The sequence below is a fragment of the Oceaniradius stylonematis genome, from assembly GCF_965223445.1.
Classification (GTDB): Bacteria; Pseudomonadota; Alphaproteobacteria; order Rhizobiales; family Rhizobiaceae; genus Roseitalea; species Roseitalea stylonematis.
Genome location: NZ_OZ244994.1, coordinates 2129510 through 2147049 on the forward strand (window position 1 = coordinate 2129510; position 17540 = coordinate 2147049).

Here is a 17540-nt window from a genome sequence, read left to right on the forward strand (position 1 = left end):
GAAGCCGTTGCGCCCCTGACGATCAACCCCGGATCAGGCCCGCATCGATCGCCGCCTGGCGGAGGGAAACCTGCGGGCGCGGACCGATCTGCTGGATGACGATTCCGGCGGCCAGCGATCCCAGCCGGCCGCATGTCTCCATGTCCATCCCGGACGTGTAGCCGTACAGGAAACCGGCCGCATAAAGATCGCCGGCGCCCGTCGTGTCGACCAGCCTGTCGACCGGGTCGGCATCAATCTGTGTGTGTGCGCCGCCGCCATTGATGATCATCGAGCCCTTTTCGGAGCGCGTGACGATGGCGATCTTGCAGTCTTCGGCCAACGCTTCACGCGCCGTTTCGAGATCGGCCGTCTGGTAGAGCGATTTTGCCTCGTCCTCGTTGGCAAAGACGATATCGACCGTGCCCGAACGCATCAGCTCGAGAAACTCGTCGCGATAGCGATCGACGCAGAACGGGTCCGAAAGGCTCATCGCCACCTCGTTGCCATGCGCGTGCGCGATCTTGGCCGTGTCGCGGATGGCCGTCTTGGCGCGTGGCGGATCCCACAGATAGCCTTCGAAATAGGTGACCTTGGACCCGGCGGCCTTGTCCTCTTCGACGTCTTCGGGACCCAGTTCGACGCAGGCACCCAGATAGGTGTTCATCGACCGCTCTCCGTCGGGCGTAACGAAGATCATGGAGCGCGCCGTCGGCGGAGTACCGGCCAGTTCCGATGTGTCGAAGGCAACGCCCTGGGCACGAATGTCGTGGCGGTAGATGCGGCCGAGCCCGTCATCGGCAACCTTGCCGAAAAAGGCCGCCGTTCCGCCGAAGCTGGCGACACCGGCTGCGGTGTTTCCGGCGCTGCCGCCCGACGTCTCGACGGCCGGACCCATGCGTTCGTAAAGGAGCTCGGCGCGCTCCATGTCGATCAGGTTCATCGCACCGCGGATGATGCCGTTCTCGCGCAGGAAGTCGTCCTCGGCACGTGCGATGATATCGACGATCGCATTGCCGATGCACAGCACATCATAATGACTCATTGGGCGCCCTCGGTCTCGGTCCCGGCGCGTTTAGCCCGTGAACGGCGCGATGGGAAGTGCCGACCGGTCATTGCATGACCGATCACCGGCACCCATCTAGCCGCCATGGTGATTGCATCGGCACGGCGCGCGCTTGGCGAACTGTTCGATCCGGCCTTGCGGCAGGTTCTGTGGAAGTCGGTCGGGCTGACGGTTGTGGGCCTGATCGCCGCCTGGTTCGCCATCCGCTATGCGGTCGAGTGGGCCGCGCTGCCCTATCTGGAAGCGTTCATCGCCGGTTTCGCCCTGCCGGATTGGACCGGCACGATCGGGCTCGTCGCGGCTGTCGCCGCGGGTCTGGCGCTGGCGGTCGGCCTTGCCTTTCTGGTCGGGCCGGTGAGTGCGGTCATCGCCGGCGTCTTTCTTGACGATGTCGCCGAACACATCGAACGGCAGGATTATCCCGATGCGCCGACCGGCAGGCCGCTGCCGCTCGGGCGCTCCATCGTGCTCGGCATCAAGTTTTTCGGCGTTGTGGTCGCCGGCAACCTGGCCGCGCTGCTGCTGTTGCTGATACCGGGCGTCAACCTGATCGCCTTTCTGGCGGTCAACGCCTATCTGCTCGGCCGCGAATATTTCCAGTTTGCGGCCATGCGCTTTCATGACGAAAAGACCGCCGCCGAACTGCGCTCCCGCCATTCGGGCACCGTCATTCTCGCCGGACTTCTGATCGCCGGTTTCATGGCGATCCCGATCGTCAACCTGATGACACCCCTGTTCGGCGCCGCGCTGATGGTGCACCTGCACAAGGCGATTGCCGGCAGGCAGGCGCGCCAGGGGCATATGGCGCCCGCATAGCGCCGCCCGTCAGGCTTCGGTCCCCTTGCCCGCGCGGCGTGTGGTGGCGGTGCGCCGGGCAAGCAGCTTGTCGATCCGCTGGCCGTCCATGTCGATGACCTCAAGCCGCCATCCATCGGCCTCGATGGCTTCGCCCGTGTCGGGCAACCGGCCGAGCCGGTCCAGCATCAGCCCGGCCAGCGTCTCGTAGGACCGGCGATCGGGCAGCAATATGCCGAGCAGTTCGGCCGCCTCGTCCGCCGGCATCGCCCCGTTCATCAGATAGGTGCCGTCGTCGCGCGCCACGACATCCGGCTCTGTCGGTCCGCTTTCGGAGACGAAGGCGCCGGCGATCGATTCCAGTATGTCCGTCGAAGTGATCAGACCCTCGAAATGGCCGCGTTCGTCGCGGACGAACACGACCGGCGTCGGCGCCTCCCGCAGACGGGTCACCACATCGAGCGCGGCCGCCGATTCGGGCACGCTGTCGACGCGATGCAAAAGCGCCTCCAGATCCGGTGCTTTGCCGTCGAGCAGGGCCAGCAGCGCCTCGCGCGTGCGCACCACTCCCTCCACATGATCGAGGCTCTCGCCGGCCGCGGGCAGGAAGGTCTGGCGCGTGGTCTTGAGTTGCTCGGCGATGTCGGCCGGCGGATCGCTCATGTCGATCCATTCGATCTCCATGCGCGGCGTCATCAGGCTGGTCGCGCGGCGATCCGCCAGTCGCATGACGCTTGCGATCATGTCGCGCTCGTCGGTCTCCACCACGCCCGCCTGTTCGGCCTGCGCGATCAGCGACTTGATTTCCTCGTCGGTCACGCGCGGCTCCTCGGCGCCGCCCTGCCCGATAAGCCGCATGATCAGCCGCGTCGAGGCATCGAGAATCCAGACCGCCGGCGCCGCCAGCCGGGCAAACAGCGTCATGGCGGGTGCCACGGCGCAGGCAATGCCTTCCGGGTTGCGAAGGGCCAGCGACTTGGGCACCAGTTCGCCGACGATTACCGACAGATAGGTGACCGCCAGAATGATCGCCGTATAGCCCAACGTGGCCGCCGTTGCCGCGTTCAGCCCCAGCGCGACAAGCGCATCGGCCGCCGCGTCGCCGAACGCCTCGCCCGAAAACGCGCCATTGACGATGCCGACCAGCGTGATGCCGATCTGCACCGATGACAGGAACCGGCCCGGGTCGGCATGCAGCGCGAGCGCGCTTTGCGCGCCGCGGCGGTTCCGGTCGGCGAGCGCCTGAAGCCGCGCCCGCCGCGACGACACGACGGCCAGTTCGGCCAGCGCGAACAGCCCGTTGAGCAGGATAAGCGCGACGACAATGACCAGATTGACGCCCATCAGCCGATCACCTGCGGCGGAAGCGGCACGAGCGGTGCAGGCTCGCTTGTGGTCTTTTCCTTCGACTTGCACAGATCGGCGATCACGCAGGCCACGCAATCGGGCTTGCGCGCCTTGCAGGTGTAGCGGCCATGCAGGATCAGCCAGTGATGGGCGTGATAGAGATACTCTTCGGGGATCACCTTCATCAGGATCGCCTCGACCTCATCGGGCGTTTTGCCCGGCGCCAGGCCTATCCGGTTGCCTATTCGCAGAATGTGGGTGTCGACGGCCATGGTGGGAATGCCGAACGCCATCGACATGACCACATTGGCGGTTTTGCGCCCGACGCCCGGCAGCTTCGTCAGTTCCTCGCGCGTTTGCGGCACCTCGCCGCCGAAATCGTCGATCAGCTTTTGCGACAGCGCGATGACGTTCTTGGCCTTGTTGCGCCAAAGCCCGATGGATTTGATGTAATCGCCCACCTTTTCCTCGCCAAGCGCCAGCATCTTTTCGGGCGTGTCGGCGACCTTGAACAGGTCTCGTGTCGCCCGGTTGACGCCCGCATCGGTCGCCTGCGCCGACAGCGCGACGGCGACCACCAGCGTAAACGGGTTCACATGCGCCAGTTCGCCCTTGGGCTCGGGCCGCTGGATCGAAAAACGCCGGAACATCTCGCGCAATTCGTCCTGCGTGTACTTGGTCCGCGGCAGCCGCCTGGTCCGCTTCTTTGCCGGTCCGGCACGTTTCGCCGTTGGCTTTTTCCCTTGGCTGGCTTCCATTGCGGCCTATAACCTCGATCCATGTCCGTTGCGTCTCCAGACATAGAACCCGCCGCGCCAGCCGAAAAGACGGTATTCGCAGCAGAGCTTTTTCCGCACCGGTCTTTGACACCGGGTGGGTTTGCCCTGCTGATGGGCGTGTTCGCCGCGATCTGCGCGGGCAATGCGGTCTTCTATTTTGCGCTCGGCGCCTGGCCGGTGGCGATCTTCATGATCGTTGACGTGTTGATCCTGTACCTCGCGATCCGCCTGAGCTTCCGTGCCGGCCGGGCGCGCGAGCAGGTCACGGTAACGCGCTCGGACGTGCACATCCGCAAGATCGCACCCAACGGCCGCCATCAGGACCACCACTACAACCCGTTCTGGGCGCGGTTTCACATCGACCGGCATAGCGAAATCGGCATCACCGCGATGCGTCTGACCGGGCAGGGGCGGGCCACATCGATCGGTGCCTTCCTCAATCCCGACGATCGCGAGAGCTTCGCGACGGCGTTTTCGCAGGCTTTGGCGACCGCGCGGCGCTGATCGGCGTTCTCAAGTTTCGGGTGGCGGAGCGCCGGCCTTGATGATCCTATGATGCGCAACCGACATCATTTGGAAAAACGACCATGGAACAGCCGCACGCCGTTCTGACCCAACCCGCATCGATCGAAACCGGCGACTATGAAACCGTTCGCCGGGTCATCGAAAAGATTTCGCAGGACTGGCGTGACCGACCGTCGCTGGAAGCCCTTGCGGACGATGTCGGAATGGAGCCGACCGCCCTTCAGAAGCTGTTCACGCGCTGGGCCGGCCTGTCGCCAAAGGCGTTTTTGCAGGCGGTGACCATCGACCATGCCCGGCGGCTTCTGGCCTCGGACATGCCGCTGCTCGATGCATCCTATGAGCTGGGCCTGTCCGGTCCCGGCCGGCTGCACGATCTGTTCGTCACCCACGAGGCAATGTCGCCCGGCGAGATCAAGGCAAAGGGCGAGGGCTTGATCATCCGGTATGGATATCATCTGTGTCCGTTCGGCATTGCGCTGATCATGGTCACCGATCGTGGCCTGTGCGGCCTGGCCTTTTGCGATCCGGGCGGCGAGCGCGAGGCTTTCGCCGACATGTCCGGCCGCTGGCCCGTTGCCCGTTTTAAAGAAGACATGGCAGCCACGGGACCTTACGCGGCGCGCATTTTCGCGCCGGGCGCGTGGCGCAACGACCAGCCGCTGCGTGTCGTGCTGATCGGGACCGACTTTCAGGTCAGCGTGTGGGAGGCGCTTTTGAAGATCCCGATGGGCAGGGCCGAAGCCTATTCGGCGATCGCCGACCGGATCGGTCGTCCTGCCGCGTCACGCGCCGTCGGCGCGGCGGTCGGCGCCAATCCGGTCTCGTTCGTCGTGCCGTGCCACCGCGCGATGGGAAAGTCCGGCGCGCTGACCGGCTATCACTGGGGCCTGACGCGCAAACGCGCGATCCTGGGCTGGGAGGCGGGCCGGCTGGCCGGCGGTCAGGCCGACGACCACAGCCGCCAGCCCGCATAGCCGAAGACGCCGGCGAGAACCCCTTCGATGGCACGCCGGGCGCGCCTGTAGGCTGCCACCATGACCGGCGAGGCGAAGACAAGCGCGTAGCCCTGGAACACCACCGCTCCGATCAAAAGGCAGATGCCCAGCGTCGCCAGCAGCACCGGTGTTCCGCCTCCGCTTGTCTGCGTCAGCGCAACGATTGCGATCCACGCCAGAACGGCCTTGGGATTTGTCAGGTGCAACAGCGCGCCACGGGCGAAATGGCCGGTCAGCGACCTGGCATTGCTTGCGGCGGCCGGGACCGGCCTTGCCGACAGCGCGCTGCGCAACGCCCTGGCCGCCAGCCAGATCAGATAGGCGCCGCCTGCGATCTTCATCGCGATGAGCCCCCAGGCGATCGTGTTGAGCCAGGCCGAGAGGCCAATCGCGGCCGCCATCGCCCATGTGAACGAACCAAGCTGGACGCCTGCGGCGAACGCCATGCCCGCCGCGCGCCCGCGTGCCATGGCCGTTGCCATGATGCCGAGCGTCGCCGGCCCGGGGCTCGCGGCGGCGACGGCAAAAACGGCAAAAACCGCCATCATTGCCGGCCAGTGGTCCGAGAACAGTGTGAAGAGGTCGGTCATGCGCATCTCTGGGCAATCTTGCCTTCTCGGCACCCGACATCTCAGACCTTGAGAGGGCTGTTGGCAAGCACCCAAAGCGCCTATAGGTTACAACACGGTCTGAAGGAGACGAATGTGCCGCGCACATACACCGTACGAGCGGTCTGGGACGATGACGCCAAGGTTTGGGTTGCCGACAGCGACATCGAAGGACTTCATATTGAAGCCGATAGCATCGATGCGTTCGAATCGACTCTGCACGACGTCGCCGCCGAGCTTGTTGCGGCCAATCACGTGACTGATGCCGATCTGCACAAGTTTACAGCGCGTGACCTGATTCCAGCGATCGTCTTCGTGAAGCCCGAGCCGCAGGCCGCCTGACATCACAGGCGCTTTTGGCTGCCCGCTGATTTCAGAATGTTGTTGGCGGTATCCGGCTTTTGAGGTTGCGTGGCACGATTAACAGCTTGCCAGTCGTCTGGTGACGCCATTTCTCGTGGCTTCCCTTGGCGGGCTTCCAATAGGCGTATCCCACTTCGCTGATTGTCTTGGTGACGGTTCGGTAGAAATCATTGGGCACGGCGGCTGCACTCCGCTGTCTTGAAGAGCCGATTCGCATCGGCTGCGGCCACAGCTCAGCAAAGAAAAATCACATTAGGCACCGGACAATGTCCGGCGTGGCCAGCCGGTTCATCAAGATCAATGCGCGCCGGACATGTCGCCCAGCACTTCCTTGGCGGCGACGGTCGAATCGGCGTGCAGGCGATAGACCATCGGTACGCCGGTGCCGAGGTTAAGCTGCGTGATGGACTCTTTGGTATGCCCGTCGAGGATCATGACGAGGGAGCGCAGCGAATTGCCGTGCGCGGCGACCAGAACCGTCTGCCCGCGCAGGACGCGCGGCAGGATCTCTGTCATGTAATAGGGCCAGACGCGGGCGCCCGTGTCGCGCAGGCTTTCGCCATCGTCTCCGGGCGGCGGCGTGTCGTAGGACCGGCGCCAGATGTGAACCTGATCCTCGCCCCATTTGGCGCGCGCATCGTCCTTGTTGAGCCCGGCCAGATCGCCATAATTGCGCTCGTTCAGCGCTTGGTCATGGATGGTCTCAAGATCGGATTGCCCGACACCGTCCAGGATCATCTGGCAGGTGCGTTCGGCGCGCACGAGCACGGACGTGAAGGCGATGTCGAATTTCATGCCGCGTTCGGCCAGCACCTTGCCGGCCTCGATCGCTTCAGCGACACCCTGCTCGGTCAGGTCCGGATCGCGCCAGCCGGTGAACAGGTTCTTCTTGTTCCATTCGCTCTGTCCGTGGCGGACCAGAACCATCGTGCCGGACATCGGCTTTCTCCCCAAGTCGGTTGACTGAATTAGCTGACGCCCAGAACGTCACGCATGGAATAGAGCCCCGGCGCCTGGCCGCGCGACCAGATCGCCGCCTTGACCGCGCCCCGGGCGAAGATACCGCGATCCTCGGCATGATGGGACAGCACCAGCCGTTCGCCCGGCCCGGCCATGATCACCGAATGATCGCCGACCACCGAGCCGCCGCGCAGCGTCGCGAAACCGATCGCGCCGGCGGCGCGCGGACCCGTGTGGCCGTCGCGCATGCGCACCGAATTCTGGTCCAGATCGATGTCGCGCCCGGTCGCCGCGGCCTGGCCGAGCAGCAGCGCGGTGCCCGACGGGGCGTCCACCTTGTGCTTGTGGTGCATTTCGAGGACCTCAATGTCCCAATCCGATGCTTCCAGCGCCGCCGCCGCCCGTTCGACGAGTACGGACAGAAGGATGACGCCCATCGACATGTTGCCGGATTTGACGATGACCGTGCGTTCTGCGGCGAGATGCACATGCGCCTCGTCGTCGGCGCTCATGCCGGTCGTGCCGATGATATGCGCGATGCCCTTTTGGGCGGCCATGTCGGCGAACGCCCGCGTTGCTGCCGGCGCAGTGAAATCGAGGATGGCATCGGCGCCGTCAAAGGCTTCGTCCGGGTCGGCGGTCACGGTCACGCCATTGGCGCCCAGGCCCGCCACTTCGCCCGCATCGCGCAGGATCGCATCGGCCCCTTCGCGTTCCAGCGCGCCCGACAGCCGCGCCGCCGGATCGTTCGCAATCGCACCGATCAGCGCCTGGCCCATGCGCCCGCCTGCTCCGACGACGGCAATGGCAACCGGTTCGCTCACGCATCCGTCTCCATTATCGGCTCGGCGGCATCGGTATCGGTCCCGGCGCCGAGCATGTTCAGCTTGGCATAGAGGCCACCCTTCCGGCTGGCAAGTTCGGCATGAGTGCCGGTCTCGACCACCACCCCTTTGTCCATGACGACGATCCGGTCGGCGGAGACGATCGTCGAAAGCCGGTGCGCAATGACGATCGTGGTCCGCCCCGCCATCACGTCTTCGAGCGCCTGCTGGACCAGCTTCTCGGATTCGTTGTCGAGCGCCGAGGTCGCCTCGTCGAGCAGCAGGATCGGCGCGTCGCGCACGATCGCGCGGGCAATCGAGATGCGCTGGCGCTGGCCGCCGGACAGGGTCACGCCATTCTCGCCCACCGGCGTGTCATAGCCCTGCGCCTGTTCCATGATGAAGTCGTGCGCATTGGCCTGCCGCGCCGCCGCCTCGATTTCGGCGTCTGTGGCATCGGGCCGCCCATAGCCGATGTTCTGGCGGATCGTGCCCTCGAACAGATAGGGCTGCTGCGAGACGAACGCCATCTGGCCGCGCAGCGAGGAAAGCGTCACGCCGGCAATGTCCTGGCCGTCGATCTCGATCCCCCCGGCATCGATGTCGTAGAAACGCTGCAACAGGGCGATGATCGTCGTCTTGCCGGCGCCCGACGGGCCGACAATGGCCGTCGTCTTGTGCGCCGGGGCGGCGAATGTCAGCCCATGCAGCACCTTGGTGCCATCGCCATAGGCAAAGTCGACATCCTCGAACCGCACGTCGCCTTCGGTGATCGTCAGCGGCGCGGCATCGGCGCGGTCGCTCTGGCGTTCCGGCATGTCGAGGATCTCGTAGATCATCCGCGCATTGACCATCGACTTTTCGAGATTGACCTTGAGCTGGCCGAGGCGCCGTGCCGGGTCGGCGGCCAGAAGCAGCGCCGTGATGAAGGCGAATGTCGCGCCCGGCGGCTGGCCTTCATTGACCGCTCGCAGGCCCGCATAGGCGATCACGCCGGCGACGGCGAGCCCGGCAAAGACCTCCGCTGCCGGATTGACCCGCTCGATGATGCCGGCGAGCCGGTCGGCCTTGGACCTTGCATCGTCGATAATCGCACCGATGCGCGCGCCCAGCCGCTCTTCCATCGTGAATGCCTTGACCACCGTGATGCCCTGTACCGCTTCCTGCATCGTGCCGACAACGCGCGCATTCAGTTCGACCGTTTCGCGCACCACGTTGCGAATGCGGGCCGACACCCAGGCAACGGCCAGGATCAGGATCGGCGCGACCGAAAAGACGATCAGCGACAGCATCGGGTCCATCGTCACCATGACGACCAGAAGGCCGATCAGCGAGATCAGGTCGCGGCCCAGCGCTGTGAGCGTCAGCGACAGCACGTCGCGGATACCGTTGACGTTCTCGGCGATGCGGGCCGACAGATGGCCCGAGCGCGCTTCGGTGAAATAGCCGATGCCAAGCTTCATCAACTTGTCGAAGACCCGGCTCTGGTAGCGCGCGACCAGATCGTTGCCGATGCGCGCCAGCACCACCGCCTGCACATACATGGCGATGCCGCGCAAAAGGAAGACGCCGATCACCGTGCCCGTAATTATGATGATCAAATCGCCGCGCTGGCGCACGAAGATTTCGTCGACCACGTCGCGCGTGATCCAGGCGACGAACGCCGTGGTCATGCCGATCAGGACGAGGCACACGATGGTGATTGCGTAGTGCCACGCATAGGCGCGGCCGTTTTCCGACAGGATGCGCCGCAGAACCGCGATGACGCCTCCGCCAAGCCCGTCCCTGATCGCGGCCGTGTCCGGTCTGTCGTTCATGGCGCGCGCTATAGCCTATTCAATAGGGCGTGGACAGGCGCTCAGCGCGTCCAGTGCCGGTTTTCCAGCGACACGCCGAACCGCGACGGCGTGCGCGCATAGGCGGCAAGCCCTTCCATCGGCGCGCGGTCGTGCAAGACGGCATAGGTCGGAATGGCACCGACCAGTTCGCCGTGCGGGGCCTTGTTCTCAAAGGCGGTCCGGAAACGCTCGGCATTGAAAAAGGGTAGGATTTTCAAGGTGATGCCGCCGGTGAGATAGACCCCGCCACGCGCCATGAAGACGAGCGCCAGATCGCCGGCCACGCGGCCGAGATATTCGGCGAACAGATCGAGTGTCTCGACGGCGTCCGGATCGGCCTTCTGTTCGGCAGCCTGTGAGACCTCGGATGGGTCGGAAAAGCGCGGTTCGTTGCCGTTGGCGCGAGCGACGGCCCTGTAGAGATTGACCATGCCGCTGCCGCACAGCACCTGTTCGCCCGAGACCCGCCCTTCGATCCGCTCGAGATGGGCGAAGATCTCGGCATCGCGATCGGTCTGCGGGCCGAGATCGACATGGCCGCCCTCGCCGGCGACCGGAATCCAGGTCAGTGCGGCATGGACCAAGCCGGCAACCCCAAGGCCGGTGCCGGGGCCGATAACCACGCGGTTTGCGCCGGGGTCGCGTTCGCCGCCGCCGATCTGCTGCAGATTGCCTTCGTCGAGCGCGACGACCGCGAGCGCCTGTGCCTCGTAATCGTTCAGCACGACCACATCGTCGAACCCCAGTTCCTCGATCATCCGGCGCGGATGGACCACCCAGTCATTGTTGGTCAGGTCGATCGTGTCGCCGTCGGTCGGCCCGGCCACCGCCAGTACGGCGCTGCGCGGCATCAGCGAGGTCTGGTCGAGCACGTGGCTCTGGATCGCGGCATCCAGCGTCGGAAAATCGCGCGTCCGGATGGTCGTAAATGCCTTCGGCTCGGCATTGGCGTCGATGAGGATCGAAAACCGCGCATTGGTGCCGCCGACATCGGCGATCAGGATCGGGAACGGCAAAACGAAGTGGCTGGTGCTGGAGGAGCTAGGCATGGGCCTTTTCCGTGTCTTGCGCCGGGGTGTGCCCCGCAATCAGCGCGGTGAGAAGAATGTCGGCGGTGGCGGCATTGAGCGCCATGGGAATGTCATAGACGATCGCCAGCCGCATCAGCGCCTTGACATCGACATCGTGCGGCATCGGCGTCAGCGGATCGACGAAGAAGATCAGCGAGTCGATGGCGCCTTCGGCAATCATCGCACCGATTTGCTGGTCGCCGCCCAGCGGCCCGCTGCGGAGCCGCGATACATCCAGCGCAGGATCGGCATCGGCAATGCGTCCGCCGGTCGTGCCCGTCGCCACCAGGCTGCAGCGCGACAGAAGCGGCGCATGGCGCCGGACGAACGCGACCATGTCGTCCTTCTTCTGGTCATGGGCGACCAGGGCGATGGTGAGGGCATCGGACATGGTGGTTCAATCGATTTAGAAGACGTGTTTCTCTTAACCGTTTCGGGGTCCGCGTGAAAGATGGGCTCGCATCTTTTTTCGCGCCATCTACTGCCGTGGCCGGTCGGCGGGTATCGGCAGGCGCGCCAGCCCCGGAAGCGCCGCGCGCGCCGGCGCAGCGTCGGCAATCGGAACGGCTGAGGCGATCATCGCAACCTGATCGAATGACGCCGAATAGGTCGCCAGGCTCTCCGAGGCCGGGCGCGGCGCGCGCAGCACGCCACGGCAGGCATTGGGCAGGTCGGCGAGCGTCTTTTCGCGGCGCGGCCGGGGCTTGGTGCCCGGCGCCTGCGGTTTCGGCGTCCAGGGTTCGGAGGTGAACCACCAGTCGAGCGAGGCATCGCAGCCATTGCCGGATGCAGGCACCGGGTCTTGCGGCCGGCAATTGGGCGAATCGGCCGGACACTTCATGCGGATATGAAAGTGGTAGTGGTGGCCGTAATAGGGACGGATCTTGATCATCCAGCGATCATTGCCGCGATCGGCGCCATAGGCGTCGCACATCGCCCGCTTGATGCCCGGATGCACGAACAGCCGCTCCACCGCGCCGTAGGACGCTGCCCGCCGCAGCAGTTTGGCATGTTCGGCGGTCCAGATCGCCGGATCGACATGAATCGTGCCCTGTTTGAGGACCGAGACCGCACTGGTGTTGGCGCGCTCGCTCTGCGTCAGGCGCCGGTTCGGCATTTTTGTCAGCCAGATGTCGGCATCGAGCCCGACCTGATGGGACGCGTGGCCGGACAGCATCGGCCCGCCGCGCGGCTGGGAAATGTCGCCGACCAGAAGGCCCGGCCAGCCATCGGCCGCCGCCTCGCGCGACAGGCGCTGCACCAGCGCGATCAGGTCCGGATGGCCCCAGCGGCGGTTGCGCTCGAGCCGCATGGCCTGCCAGTTCGGACCGTCGATGGGCATCGCGACCGCGCCGGCAATGCAGCCACTGGAATAAAATCCGTGGACGCGGGCTTCAGTCGCCGCCGGCAGCGGCGTGTTGCCGAACAATTGCTTGGCCGGCTCTTCCGCCAGGGCCGGCGTGGAGCCAAGGCCGCACATTAGCGCAAGTCCCACAACCGCAAGCCCGGTCAGCGCCGGTTTGAACCGGGCTCGCATCGAAAATCGTGCAAAAACACCCATCGCCGCCTCCCCGTCGCCTGATTCCGACCGCAGATGGCACCGAGTCTATCGCGATTTGCATCCCGCTCCAACCAGCCCGGCCAATCGCCGGCGCCGGCACGCCGCGACAGGATTGGTTTACCCCGCCACGGTATGAAGGGTTCCATGAAACAGACCGGTGAACATGCCGATACGCCCGGCCGGGACCCCGCCGTCAAGCCCGCCAGAACCCGGCTCGGCCGGCTTTTCAGCTTCGCCTTCGCCGGCGGCGCCGGCTTCATCGTCGATCTGGCGGTGCTTCGCGGGCTGATCGAGCTGGCAGGCCTTGGTCCTTTTGCCGCCCGCATCCCGGCGATTGGCGCGGCGATGCTGACCACCTGGCTGATCAACCGGACCTTCACCTTCGGTGCCAGCGGCAGGACGGTGGGCAATGAGGCCGCGCGCTATGTCACGGTGGCCATCATCGGCGCGGTGTTGAACTATCTGATCTATTCGGCGGTCCTTCTGGCAACGCCGGACTGGTTCCTGCCCGAAATGGCGACATTCGTTGCCGTCGCCTGCGTCACCGTCTTTTCCTATCTGGGCTATTCGCGCTTCGTGTTCGGCGTGAAGGGCTGAGATCGGGCCCAAAGCAGGGACTCCAAACCGGCCGTGGCGTCGCCCATATGAACGCCATGGCCTTCGCCTTTTTCGAACAGACCCATGCCATCCATCGGCGTCACCGCTTCGCAAACCGGCTGCACACATTCGTGCTGGTCGCCGGCTCGCTCGCCCTTCTTGCGATGACGGCCTGGGCGATCGCCGGCACGACCGGTATCGTCTACGCGCTCATCTTCGGGGGCGTCAGCCTGTTCGCTGCCCGGCGGGTTTCGCCGTCGGTCGTCCTGCGCATGTACAAGGCAAAGCCTGTGGGGCCGGACCGGTTTCCGGCGGGCCACGCCATCGTCGCCGAGCTCTCGCGTCGCGCCGGCCTGACCCGAGCGCCCGATCTGCATGTGGTTCCGTCGCCGCTGATGAACGCGTTTGCCGTGGGTCGGCGCGATGCATCGGCGATCGCGGTGACTGATGCGCTGGTGCGGAGCCTGACCACACGCGAACTGGCCGGCGTTCTGGCCCACGAGATCACGCATATCCGCAACGAGGACATCAAGGTGATGAGCCTGGCCGATGTCGTCTCGCGGCTGACATCGACCCTGTCGACCATCGGCATCATCGCCGTTCTGTTCAACCTTTCGGGCTTCTTTCCGACCGTGCCCTGGCTCGGCATTGTGGCGATGATCGCGGCGCCGACCGTGGGCAGCCTGCTGCAGCTTGCACTGTCGCGCACCCGCGAGTTCGACGCCGATTATGGTGCCGCCATGCTGACCGGCGACCCGGACGGCCTGTCGTCGGCCCTCGTCAAGCTTGAAGGCGCCCATCGGCGCAGGCTCGAAGCGATGTTGCTGCCCGCCGGCCGGATGGCCGAGCCTTCCATGCTGCGCTCGCATCCGCCGACCGCAGAACGGGTCGAACGGTTGCAGGCGCTCAAGCCGACATTGCTGCGCACGCCGCCGGCAGACAATCCCACTGCCCGTCAGGCTCCGCTGCGACGGCGGGTTTCGCCGGTTCCGAAAATTCCCCGGCGCGAGCAGGACCGAATGCGTGACTGGCTGGCCTTTGCCGAGACGCGTCCACCGGTCGGGCCGGTCGTCGGCGCCACCGAAGCCGATTGTCCGGGTTGTGCCGGTCCGCTGCATCCGCCCGCAGATCAAGCCCCGCGCATCCGCATCGGTCGCGGCGGCGTCTGGTGGTGATCAGACGCGCGTGCGCTCGCCGCTTTCCGCCGCCCTATAGACTGCGTCGATGGCCCGTTGGTTGGCGCGGGAACTCTCAAGCGTGAACAGCGCTTCGCCCGATCCCGCCACATGGCGGGCAAAAGCGTCCACCTGACACTGGTACTGGTTGACGCCCGGAAAGGCGAAAATCTGCGCCTCGCGGTGGTCGGCACCGTGCAGCGTCACCCGGTCGGAATCGTAAAGCCCCGCATTGAACGGCGTCTGGACCTCGATGAAGCCCTTGTCGCCGTGAAACACCATCGACTGGCGTTGGGCGAGCTGTGTACCGAGGTAAAAGCCAAGATCGAACCCGTCGAACCGCATCGTCGCATTGGCGAAGATGTCGGTCCCGAATTTTGCATCGAAGTCGATTGTCGCCACCACGTCGCGCGGTTCCTGCCCGGTCACGAAGCGCGTCACGACGGTCGGATAAACGCCGATGTCGGGCAGTGCGCCGCCGCCCAGATCGGCCACGTTGCGCATATTGCTTCCGTCGCGGTTGAAATAGGAAAACGCACCCTGGACCATCCGCAGCGTGCCGATCGCGCCTTCTGCAATCAGCGCCCGCACTTTGAGCCATTGCGGATGATAAGTGACCATGAACGCTTCGGAGACGACAACGCCGGCCGCATCGCGCGCCGCGATCACCGGATCGATGTCTTCGGCTTTGAGCGCCAGCGGCTTTTCGACCAGAACATGCTTACCCGCCTTCGCGGCCTTGATCGCCCATTCGACATGGGTCGATGTCACGGTCGGGACATAGACGGCGTCGATGGCATCGCTGTCCAGCATCGCTTCATAGCTGTCGAAAGCGTGTGCGATGTTGAAGCGGCGCGCGAAATCGGCTGCCGGACCGGGCCGGCGGCTGGCGACGGCGGTCACGATGCCGGTCTCGCTCTGCATGATCGCCGGCACGACCTGATCACGGGCGATTTTTGCGGTCGAGAGAATCCCCCAACGGAACATGATGGCCCTCCTATTTTCGCGCGGGATTGGCTCGTTCGCGGATCTCCGCGAAGGTCCAGTCGCGCTTAAGCTCGCCATTCTCCCAGACCGGCTGCATCAGGTTCTGACGGTCGCCAATATCCTTGAGCGGCATCGCCACCGGAGCGCCATCGTCGATGACGACCGCCTGCCGGTAGCGCTTGGAGGCCTTTCCGGGATCGGTCTTGGGGTCCTTGGCAATGCCGTGCCAGGCGCCGTCCTTGTCCTGCCGCGCATTGGCCTTCATGGCAAAGCGCAGCGTGTCGCGGTTGACCTTCTGCAACAGCCCCGCGCCCATGCCGAAGGCTAGGTTTTCCGCCGACCAGCCGCGCTCGGTCATCGCTTCGAGCAGCACACGGATGGTGCGCGGTGTGATGCCGTCGCCCTGGATGACGCGCACGCAATCGGCCAGCACCTTGTAGCCCTTGGCGTTGACGCGGTAGCCGAAAATGTCGCCGAGCATCTCGATCGTGTCTATGGGCACGCGCGTCGCATCACCCGAATCGGGCCGCACAACCAGCGTACCGCCCATGTTCTCGACCTTTTCCTTCAGTTCGCCGCCCCAGATGTTGCGCACCGCGCGGAACAGATCGTAGCTGTCGGAGACCACAGCGACGAGCTTGCCGTCACCGCCGAACTGTTCGACCATGTTCTCATAGGCCGCCGCCTCGCGTTCCTCGCCCCAGGAGGTCATCGTCGAATGTTCGGCGGCGGGGATCGAAAAGCCGGCCATCTCCTCGCCGTAATATTTGCGCGCATAGACGAGCGCCGCGACGGTATCGGTGCCCAGGAAATTGACCAGATGGGCGACGCCGCCAAGGCCGGCCTGCTCATGGCTGGTCGCGCCGCGCGCGCCGAAATCGTGCAGGCGGAACGGCAGGATCGGCCCCGGATCGTCGCAGGTCCGGTCGAGGGTTTCGGCGATCATCTGGCGCACATGCCACGATACCGTCGCCACCGTCGACGGATACCAGACCGCGCGCAAAAGCGCGGTCTCGATGAAGGTCGGCAGCCAGAAAAAATCTGGGTCGGTGTTGCGCACCTGGACCATCGGCGTGCCGGCCGGAACGACCGAGCCTTCCGGCAGCGCCTCGATCATCAGCGGCAGATGGCCGCCGTGTCGCGCGATCAAAAGATCCCAGCCGGGCCGGTTGAACGGCAGGCCGTGCGCGGTGATCATCGCCTCGGCTTCGTCGACATCCGCCAGCGTGACGGGCCTGGACAGATACTCCTTGAGGAACATCTGCAGGCCGAAGAACAGCGTCACGTCATAGTCGCCGCCGCGCCGCGATTCGACATAGGCCGAGATCGACGCCGTCTCCGGCGGATACTGCGCGAAATGCGAATATTTGTAGCTGTCGGTGTTGAGGATGAGGTTCATGGCTGGCTCCGACATGCGAGGTTCGCCTTGTGTCAGAGCGAGCGGCAGCGGGCAAGGGTGCCCGTACAGGCTTCCGACTTCTCAGGCGGCAACCGGTAAGCGCTTATTGAAGAACGATACGCGACGCACTACATGTATGACATGATGCACACATGAGGCCCGTCATGACATCGATGTCTATCCGTGTTGATGCGGAGATCAAGGCTCGTTGGGACAAACTGTCCGAAGAGCACGGTTTGAACGCAAGCCATCTGATCCGTCAGGCGATCATCGACAAGCTCGAAGAGCTTGAGGATTTCTACACTGTGCGCAGTCGTTTGTCGGAGCCTTTCGAGCCGGTGCCGAACGAAGAGGTTTGGAAGAGGGTCGGTCTTGCGGATTGAATGGCATCCCGATGCCGTCACCGACCTTCTGGCGATCGCGACCGCCGATCAGCGGCGCATCAAGGCGGCGCTGGACGAATTGTCCCGCCTTGAGGACGCACGACAGCGCCTGGTTCCCTATTCGGGCAACCTGAAAGGCTTTTGGAAGCTGCGGTGCGGCGCTTACCGCCTCGTCTGTGAATTATTGCGACGAGATGGGACCGTGATGCTGATCGTCCATCTTGCGCATCGCAGCCGCGCTTACTCGAAACGCGGACAACGAACGATCAAGACACGCACCGGCGGCTAA

At 64.9% G+C, this 17540-nt stretch carries 20 protein-coding genes; 8 read left to right on the plus strand and 12 right to left on the minus strand.

Going from position 1 to position 17540, the window contains the following annotated elements:
- Positions 1-22: 22 nt before the first annotated feature.
- Entirely contained in the window at positions 23-1024 is a 1002-nt protein-coding gene (locus tag ACOQOU_RS10525; RefSeq protein ID WP_306026268.1) for an adenosine kinase, read from the minus strand.
- A 105-nt stretch (positions 1025-1129) separates the two neighbouring features.
- Between ACOQOU_RS10525 and ACOQOU_RS10530 the strand changes: the two genes are divergently transcribed.
- Complete coding sequence (locus tag ACOQOU_RS10530) at positions 1130-1861, plus strand: sulfate transporter family protein (protein ID WP_306026269.1); 732 nt, start codon at positions 1130-1132, stop codon at positions 1859-1861.
- Positions 1862-1870: 9 nt separating this feature from the next.
- Here ACOQOU_RS10530 and ACOQOU_RS10535 read toward each other — a convergent pair whose 3' ends face one another.
- Positions 1871-3184, minus strand: a complete 1314-nt coding sequence (locus ACOQOU_RS10535; protein WP_306026270.1) for a hemolysin family protein — start codon at positions 3182-3184, stop codon at positions 1871-1873.
- Complete coding sequence (gene nth, locus ACOQOU_RS10540; protein ID WP_109766987.1) at positions 3184-3945, minus strand: endonuclease III; 762 nt, start codon at positions 3943-3945, stop codon at positions 3184-3186. The genes ACOQOU_RS10535 and nth overlap by 1 nt, the downstream gene beginning before the upstream one ends.
- Positions 3946-3966: 21 nt before the next feature.
- Here nth and ACOQOU_RS10545 point away from each other — a divergent pair, with 21 nt between their 5' ends.
- Together ACOQOU_RS10545 and ACOQOU_RS10550 are read left to right on the plus strand one after the other, a co-directional pair.
- Positions 3967-4470 (plus strand): DUF2244 domain-containing protein, encoded by a 504-nt coding sequence (locus ACOQOU_RS10545; RefSeq protein WP_109766986.1) that lies wholly within the window; start codon positions 3967-3969, stop codon positions 4468-4470.
- Between the two features lie 83 nt (positions 4471-4553).
- Positions 4554-5465 (plus strand): bifunctional helix-turn-helix domain-containing protein/methylated-DNA--[protein]-cysteine S-methyltransferase, encoded by a 912-nt coding sequence (locus tag ACOQOU_RS10550; RefSeq protein WP_306026271.1) that lies wholly within the window; start codon positions 4554-4556, stop codon positions 5463-5465.
- Here the strand turns inward: ACOQOU_RS10550 and ACOQOU_RS10555 are convergent.
- The gene (locus ACOQOU_RS10555; protein ID WP_306026272.1) at positions 5432-6076 is read right to left on the minus strand and encodes a LysE family translocator; all 645 of its coding nucleotides are present in this window, start codon (positions 6074-6076) and stop codon (positions 5432-5434) included. The two genes, ACOQOU_RS10550 and ACOQOU_RS10555, sit on opposite strands and share 34 nt — an antisense overlap.
- 60 nt (positions 6077-6136) lie before the next feature.
- Between ACOQOU_RS10555 and ACOQOU_RS10560 the strand changes: the two genes are divergently transcribed.
- Positions 6137-6436 carry a DUF1902 domain-containing protein gene (locus tag ACOQOU_RS10560; RefSeq protein ID WP_306026273.1) on the plus strand — a complete coding sequence of 100 codons (300 nt, stop codon included), beginning with the start codon at positions 6137-6139 and terminating at the stop codon, positions 6434-6436.
- Positions 6437-6754: 318 nt separating this feature from the next.
- Here the strand turns inward: ACOQOU_RS10560 and ACOQOU_RS10565 are convergent, their stop codons facing one another.
- The 6 genes from ACOQOU_RS10565 to mepA form a co-directional block, all read right to left on the minus strand.
- Positions 6755-7396 carry a 2,3-bisphosphoglycerate-dependent phosphoglycerate mutase gene (locus tag ACOQOU_RS10565; RefSeq protein WP_306026274.1) on the minus strand — a complete coding sequence of 214 codons (642 nt, stop codon included), beginning with the start codon at positions 7394-7396 and terminating at the stop codon, positions 6755-6757.
- A 29-nt stretch (positions 7397-7425) separates the two neighbouring features.
- Entirely contained in the window at positions 7426-8241 is an 816-nt protein-coding gene (gene dapB / locus ACOQOU_RS10570) for a 4-hydroxy-tetrahydrodipicolinate reductase (protein ID WP_109766981.1), read from the minus strand.
- Positions 8238-10058: an ABC transporter ATP-binding protein gene (locus tag ACOQOU_RS10575; RefSeq protein ID WP_306026275.1), complete on the minus strand. Its 1821-nt coding sequence runs from the start codon at positions 10056-10058 to the stop codon at positions 8238-8240. The genes dapB and ACOQOU_RS10575 overlap by 4 nt, the downstream gene beginning before the upstream one ends.
- A gap of 41 nt (positions 10059-10099) precedes the next feature.
- Entirely contained in the window at positions 10100-11128 is a 1029-nt protein-coding gene (locus ACOQOU_RS10580) for a glucokinase (RefSeq protein WP_306026276.1), read from the minus strand.
- On the minus strand, positions 11121-11540 hold the full coding sequence (locus ACOQOU_RS10585) for a methylglyoxal synthase (RefSeq protein WP_109766978.1): 420 nt from the start codon (positions 11538-11540) through the stop codon (positions 11121-11123). The genes ACOQOU_RS10580 and ACOQOU_RS10585 overlap by 8 nt, the downstream gene beginning before the upstream one ends.
- Positions 11541-11627: 87 nt before the next feature.
- Entirely contained in the window at positions 11628-12710 is a 1083-nt protein-coding gene (gene mepA / locus ACOQOU_RS10590) for a penicillin-insensitive murein endopeptidase (RefSeq protein WP_306026277.1), read from the minus strand.
- A 144-nt stretch (positions 12711-12854) separates the two neighbouring features.
- Here mepA and ACOQOU_RS10595 point away from each other — a divergent pair, with 144 nt between their 5' ends.
- Both ACOQOU_RS10595 and ACOQOU_RS10600 read left to right on the plus strand, forming a co-directional pair.
- Complete coding sequence (locus tag ACOQOU_RS10595; RefSeq protein ID WP_306026278.1) at positions 12855-13307, plus strand: GtrA family protein; 453 nt, start codon at positions 12855-12857, stop codon at positions 13305-13307.
- A gap of 47 nt (positions 13308-13354) precedes the next feature.
- Positions 13355-14482 (plus strand): zinc metalloprotease HtpX, encoded by a 1128-nt coding sequence (locus ACOQOU_RS10600; RefSeq protein WP_245412765.1) that lies wholly within the window; start codon positions 13355-13357, stop codon positions 14480-14482.
- Here ACOQOU_RS10600 and ACOQOU_RS10605 read toward each other — a convergent pair whose 3' ends face one another.
- Together ACOQOU_RS10605 and ACOQOU_RS10610 are read right to left on the minus strand one after the other, a co-directional pair.
- A complete protein-coding gene (locus ACOQOU_RS10605; RefSeq protein ID WP_306026279.1) occupies positions 14483-15469 on the minus strand; it encodes a Gfo/Idh/MocA family protein in 987 nt (328 codons plus the stop codon). It lies immediately after the preceding gene.
- A 10-nt stretch (positions 15470-15479) separates the two neighbouring features.
- Positions 15480-16868, minus strand: a complete 1389-nt coding sequence (locus tag ACOQOU_RS10610; RefSeq protein WP_306026280.1) for a nicotinate phosphoribosyltransferase — start codon at positions 16866-16868, stop codon at positions 15480-15482.
- A 164-nt stretch (positions 16869-17032) separates the two neighbouring features.
- On the opposite strand from ACOQOU_RS10610, the gene relB reads away from it, so the two are divergent.
- Both relB and ACOQOU_RS10620 read left to right on the plus strand, forming a co-directional pair.
- Entirely contained in the window at positions 17033-17251 is a 219-nt protein-coding gene (relB, locus tag ACOQOU_RS10615) for a DUF6290 family protein (protein ID WP_158585167.1), read from the plus strand.
- Positions 17241-17540, plus strand: a complete 300-nt coding sequence (locus ACOQOU_RS10620; protein ID WP_306026281.1) for a type II toxin-antitoxin system RelE family toxin — start codon at positions 17241-17243, stop codon at positions 17538-17540. Before relB ends, ACOQOU_RS10620 begins: the two co-directional genes overlap by 11 nt.

Bases quoted from the DNA above. Each gene is read 5' to 3' on its own strand.
- ACOQOU_RS10525 (WP_306026268.1), bottom strand. From the start codon at position 1,024: ATGAGTCATTATGATGTGCTGTGCATCGGCAATGCGATCGTCGATATC.
- mepA (WP_306026277.1), bottom strand. From the start codon at position 12,710: ATGGGTGTTTTTGCACGATTTTCGATGCGAGCCCGGTTCAAACCGGCG.
- ACOQOU_RS10595 (WP_306026278.1), top strand. From the start codon at position 12,855: ATGAAACAGACCGGTGAACATGCCGATACGCCCGGCCGGGACCCCGCC.
- nth (WP_109766987.1), bottom strand. From the start codon at position 3,945: ATGGAAGCCAGCCAAGGGAAAAAGCCAACGGCGAAACGTGCCGGACCG.
- ACOQOU_RS10580 (WP_306026276.1), bottom strand. From the start codon at position 11,128: ATGCCTAGCTCCTCCAGCACCAGCCACTTCGTTTTGCCGTTCCCGATC.
- ACOQOU_RS10565 (WP_306026274.1), bottom strand. From the start codon at position 7,396: ATGTCCGGCACGATGGTTCTGGTCCGCCACGGACAGAGCGAATGGAAC.
- ACOQOU_RS10605 (WP_306026279.1), bottom strand. From the start codon at position 15,469: ATGTTCCGTTGGGGGATTCTCTCGACCGCAAAAATCGCCCGTGATCAG.
- ACOQOU_RS10610 (WP_306026280.1), bottom strand. From the start codon at position 16,868: ATGAACCTCATCCTCAACACCGACAGCTACAAATATTCGCATTTCGCG.
- ACOQOU_RS10535 (WP_306026270.1), bottom strand. From the start codon at position 3,184: ATGGGCGTCAATCTGGTCATTGTCGTCGCGCTTATCCTGCTCAACGGG.
- ACOQOU_RS10585 (WP_109766978.1), bottom strand. From the start codon at position 11,540: ATGTCCGATGCCCTCACCATCGCCCTGGTCGCCCATGACCAGAAGAAG.
- relB (WP_158585167.1), top strand. From the start codon at position 17,033: ATGACATCGATGTCTATCCGTGTTGATGCGGAGATCAAGGCTCGTTGG.
- ACOQOU_RS10530 (WP_306026269.1), top strand. From the start codon at position 1,130: ATGGTGATTGCATCGGCACGGCGCGCGCTTGGCGAACTGTTCGATCCG.
- ACOQOU_RS10600 (WP_245412765.1), top strand. From the start codon at position 13,355: ATGAACGCCATGGCCTTCGCCTTTTTCGAACAGACCCATGCCATCCAT.
- ACOQOU_RS10555 (WP_306026272.1), bottom strand. From the start codon at position 6,076: ATGACCGACCTCTTCACACTGTTCTCGGACCACTGGCCGGCAATGATG.
- ACOQOU_RS10575 (WP_306026275.1), bottom strand. From the start codon at position 10,058: ATGAACGACAGACCGGACACGGCCGCGATCAGGGACGGGCTTGGCGGA.
- ACOQOU_RS10550 (WP_306026271.1), top strand. From the start codon at position 4,554: ATGGAACAGCCGCACGCCGTTCTGACCCAACCCGCATCGATCGAAACC.
- ACOQOU_RS10545 (WP_109766986.1), top strand. From the start codon at position 3,967: ATGTCCGTTGCGTCTCCAGACATAGAACCCGCCGCGCCAGCCGAAAAG.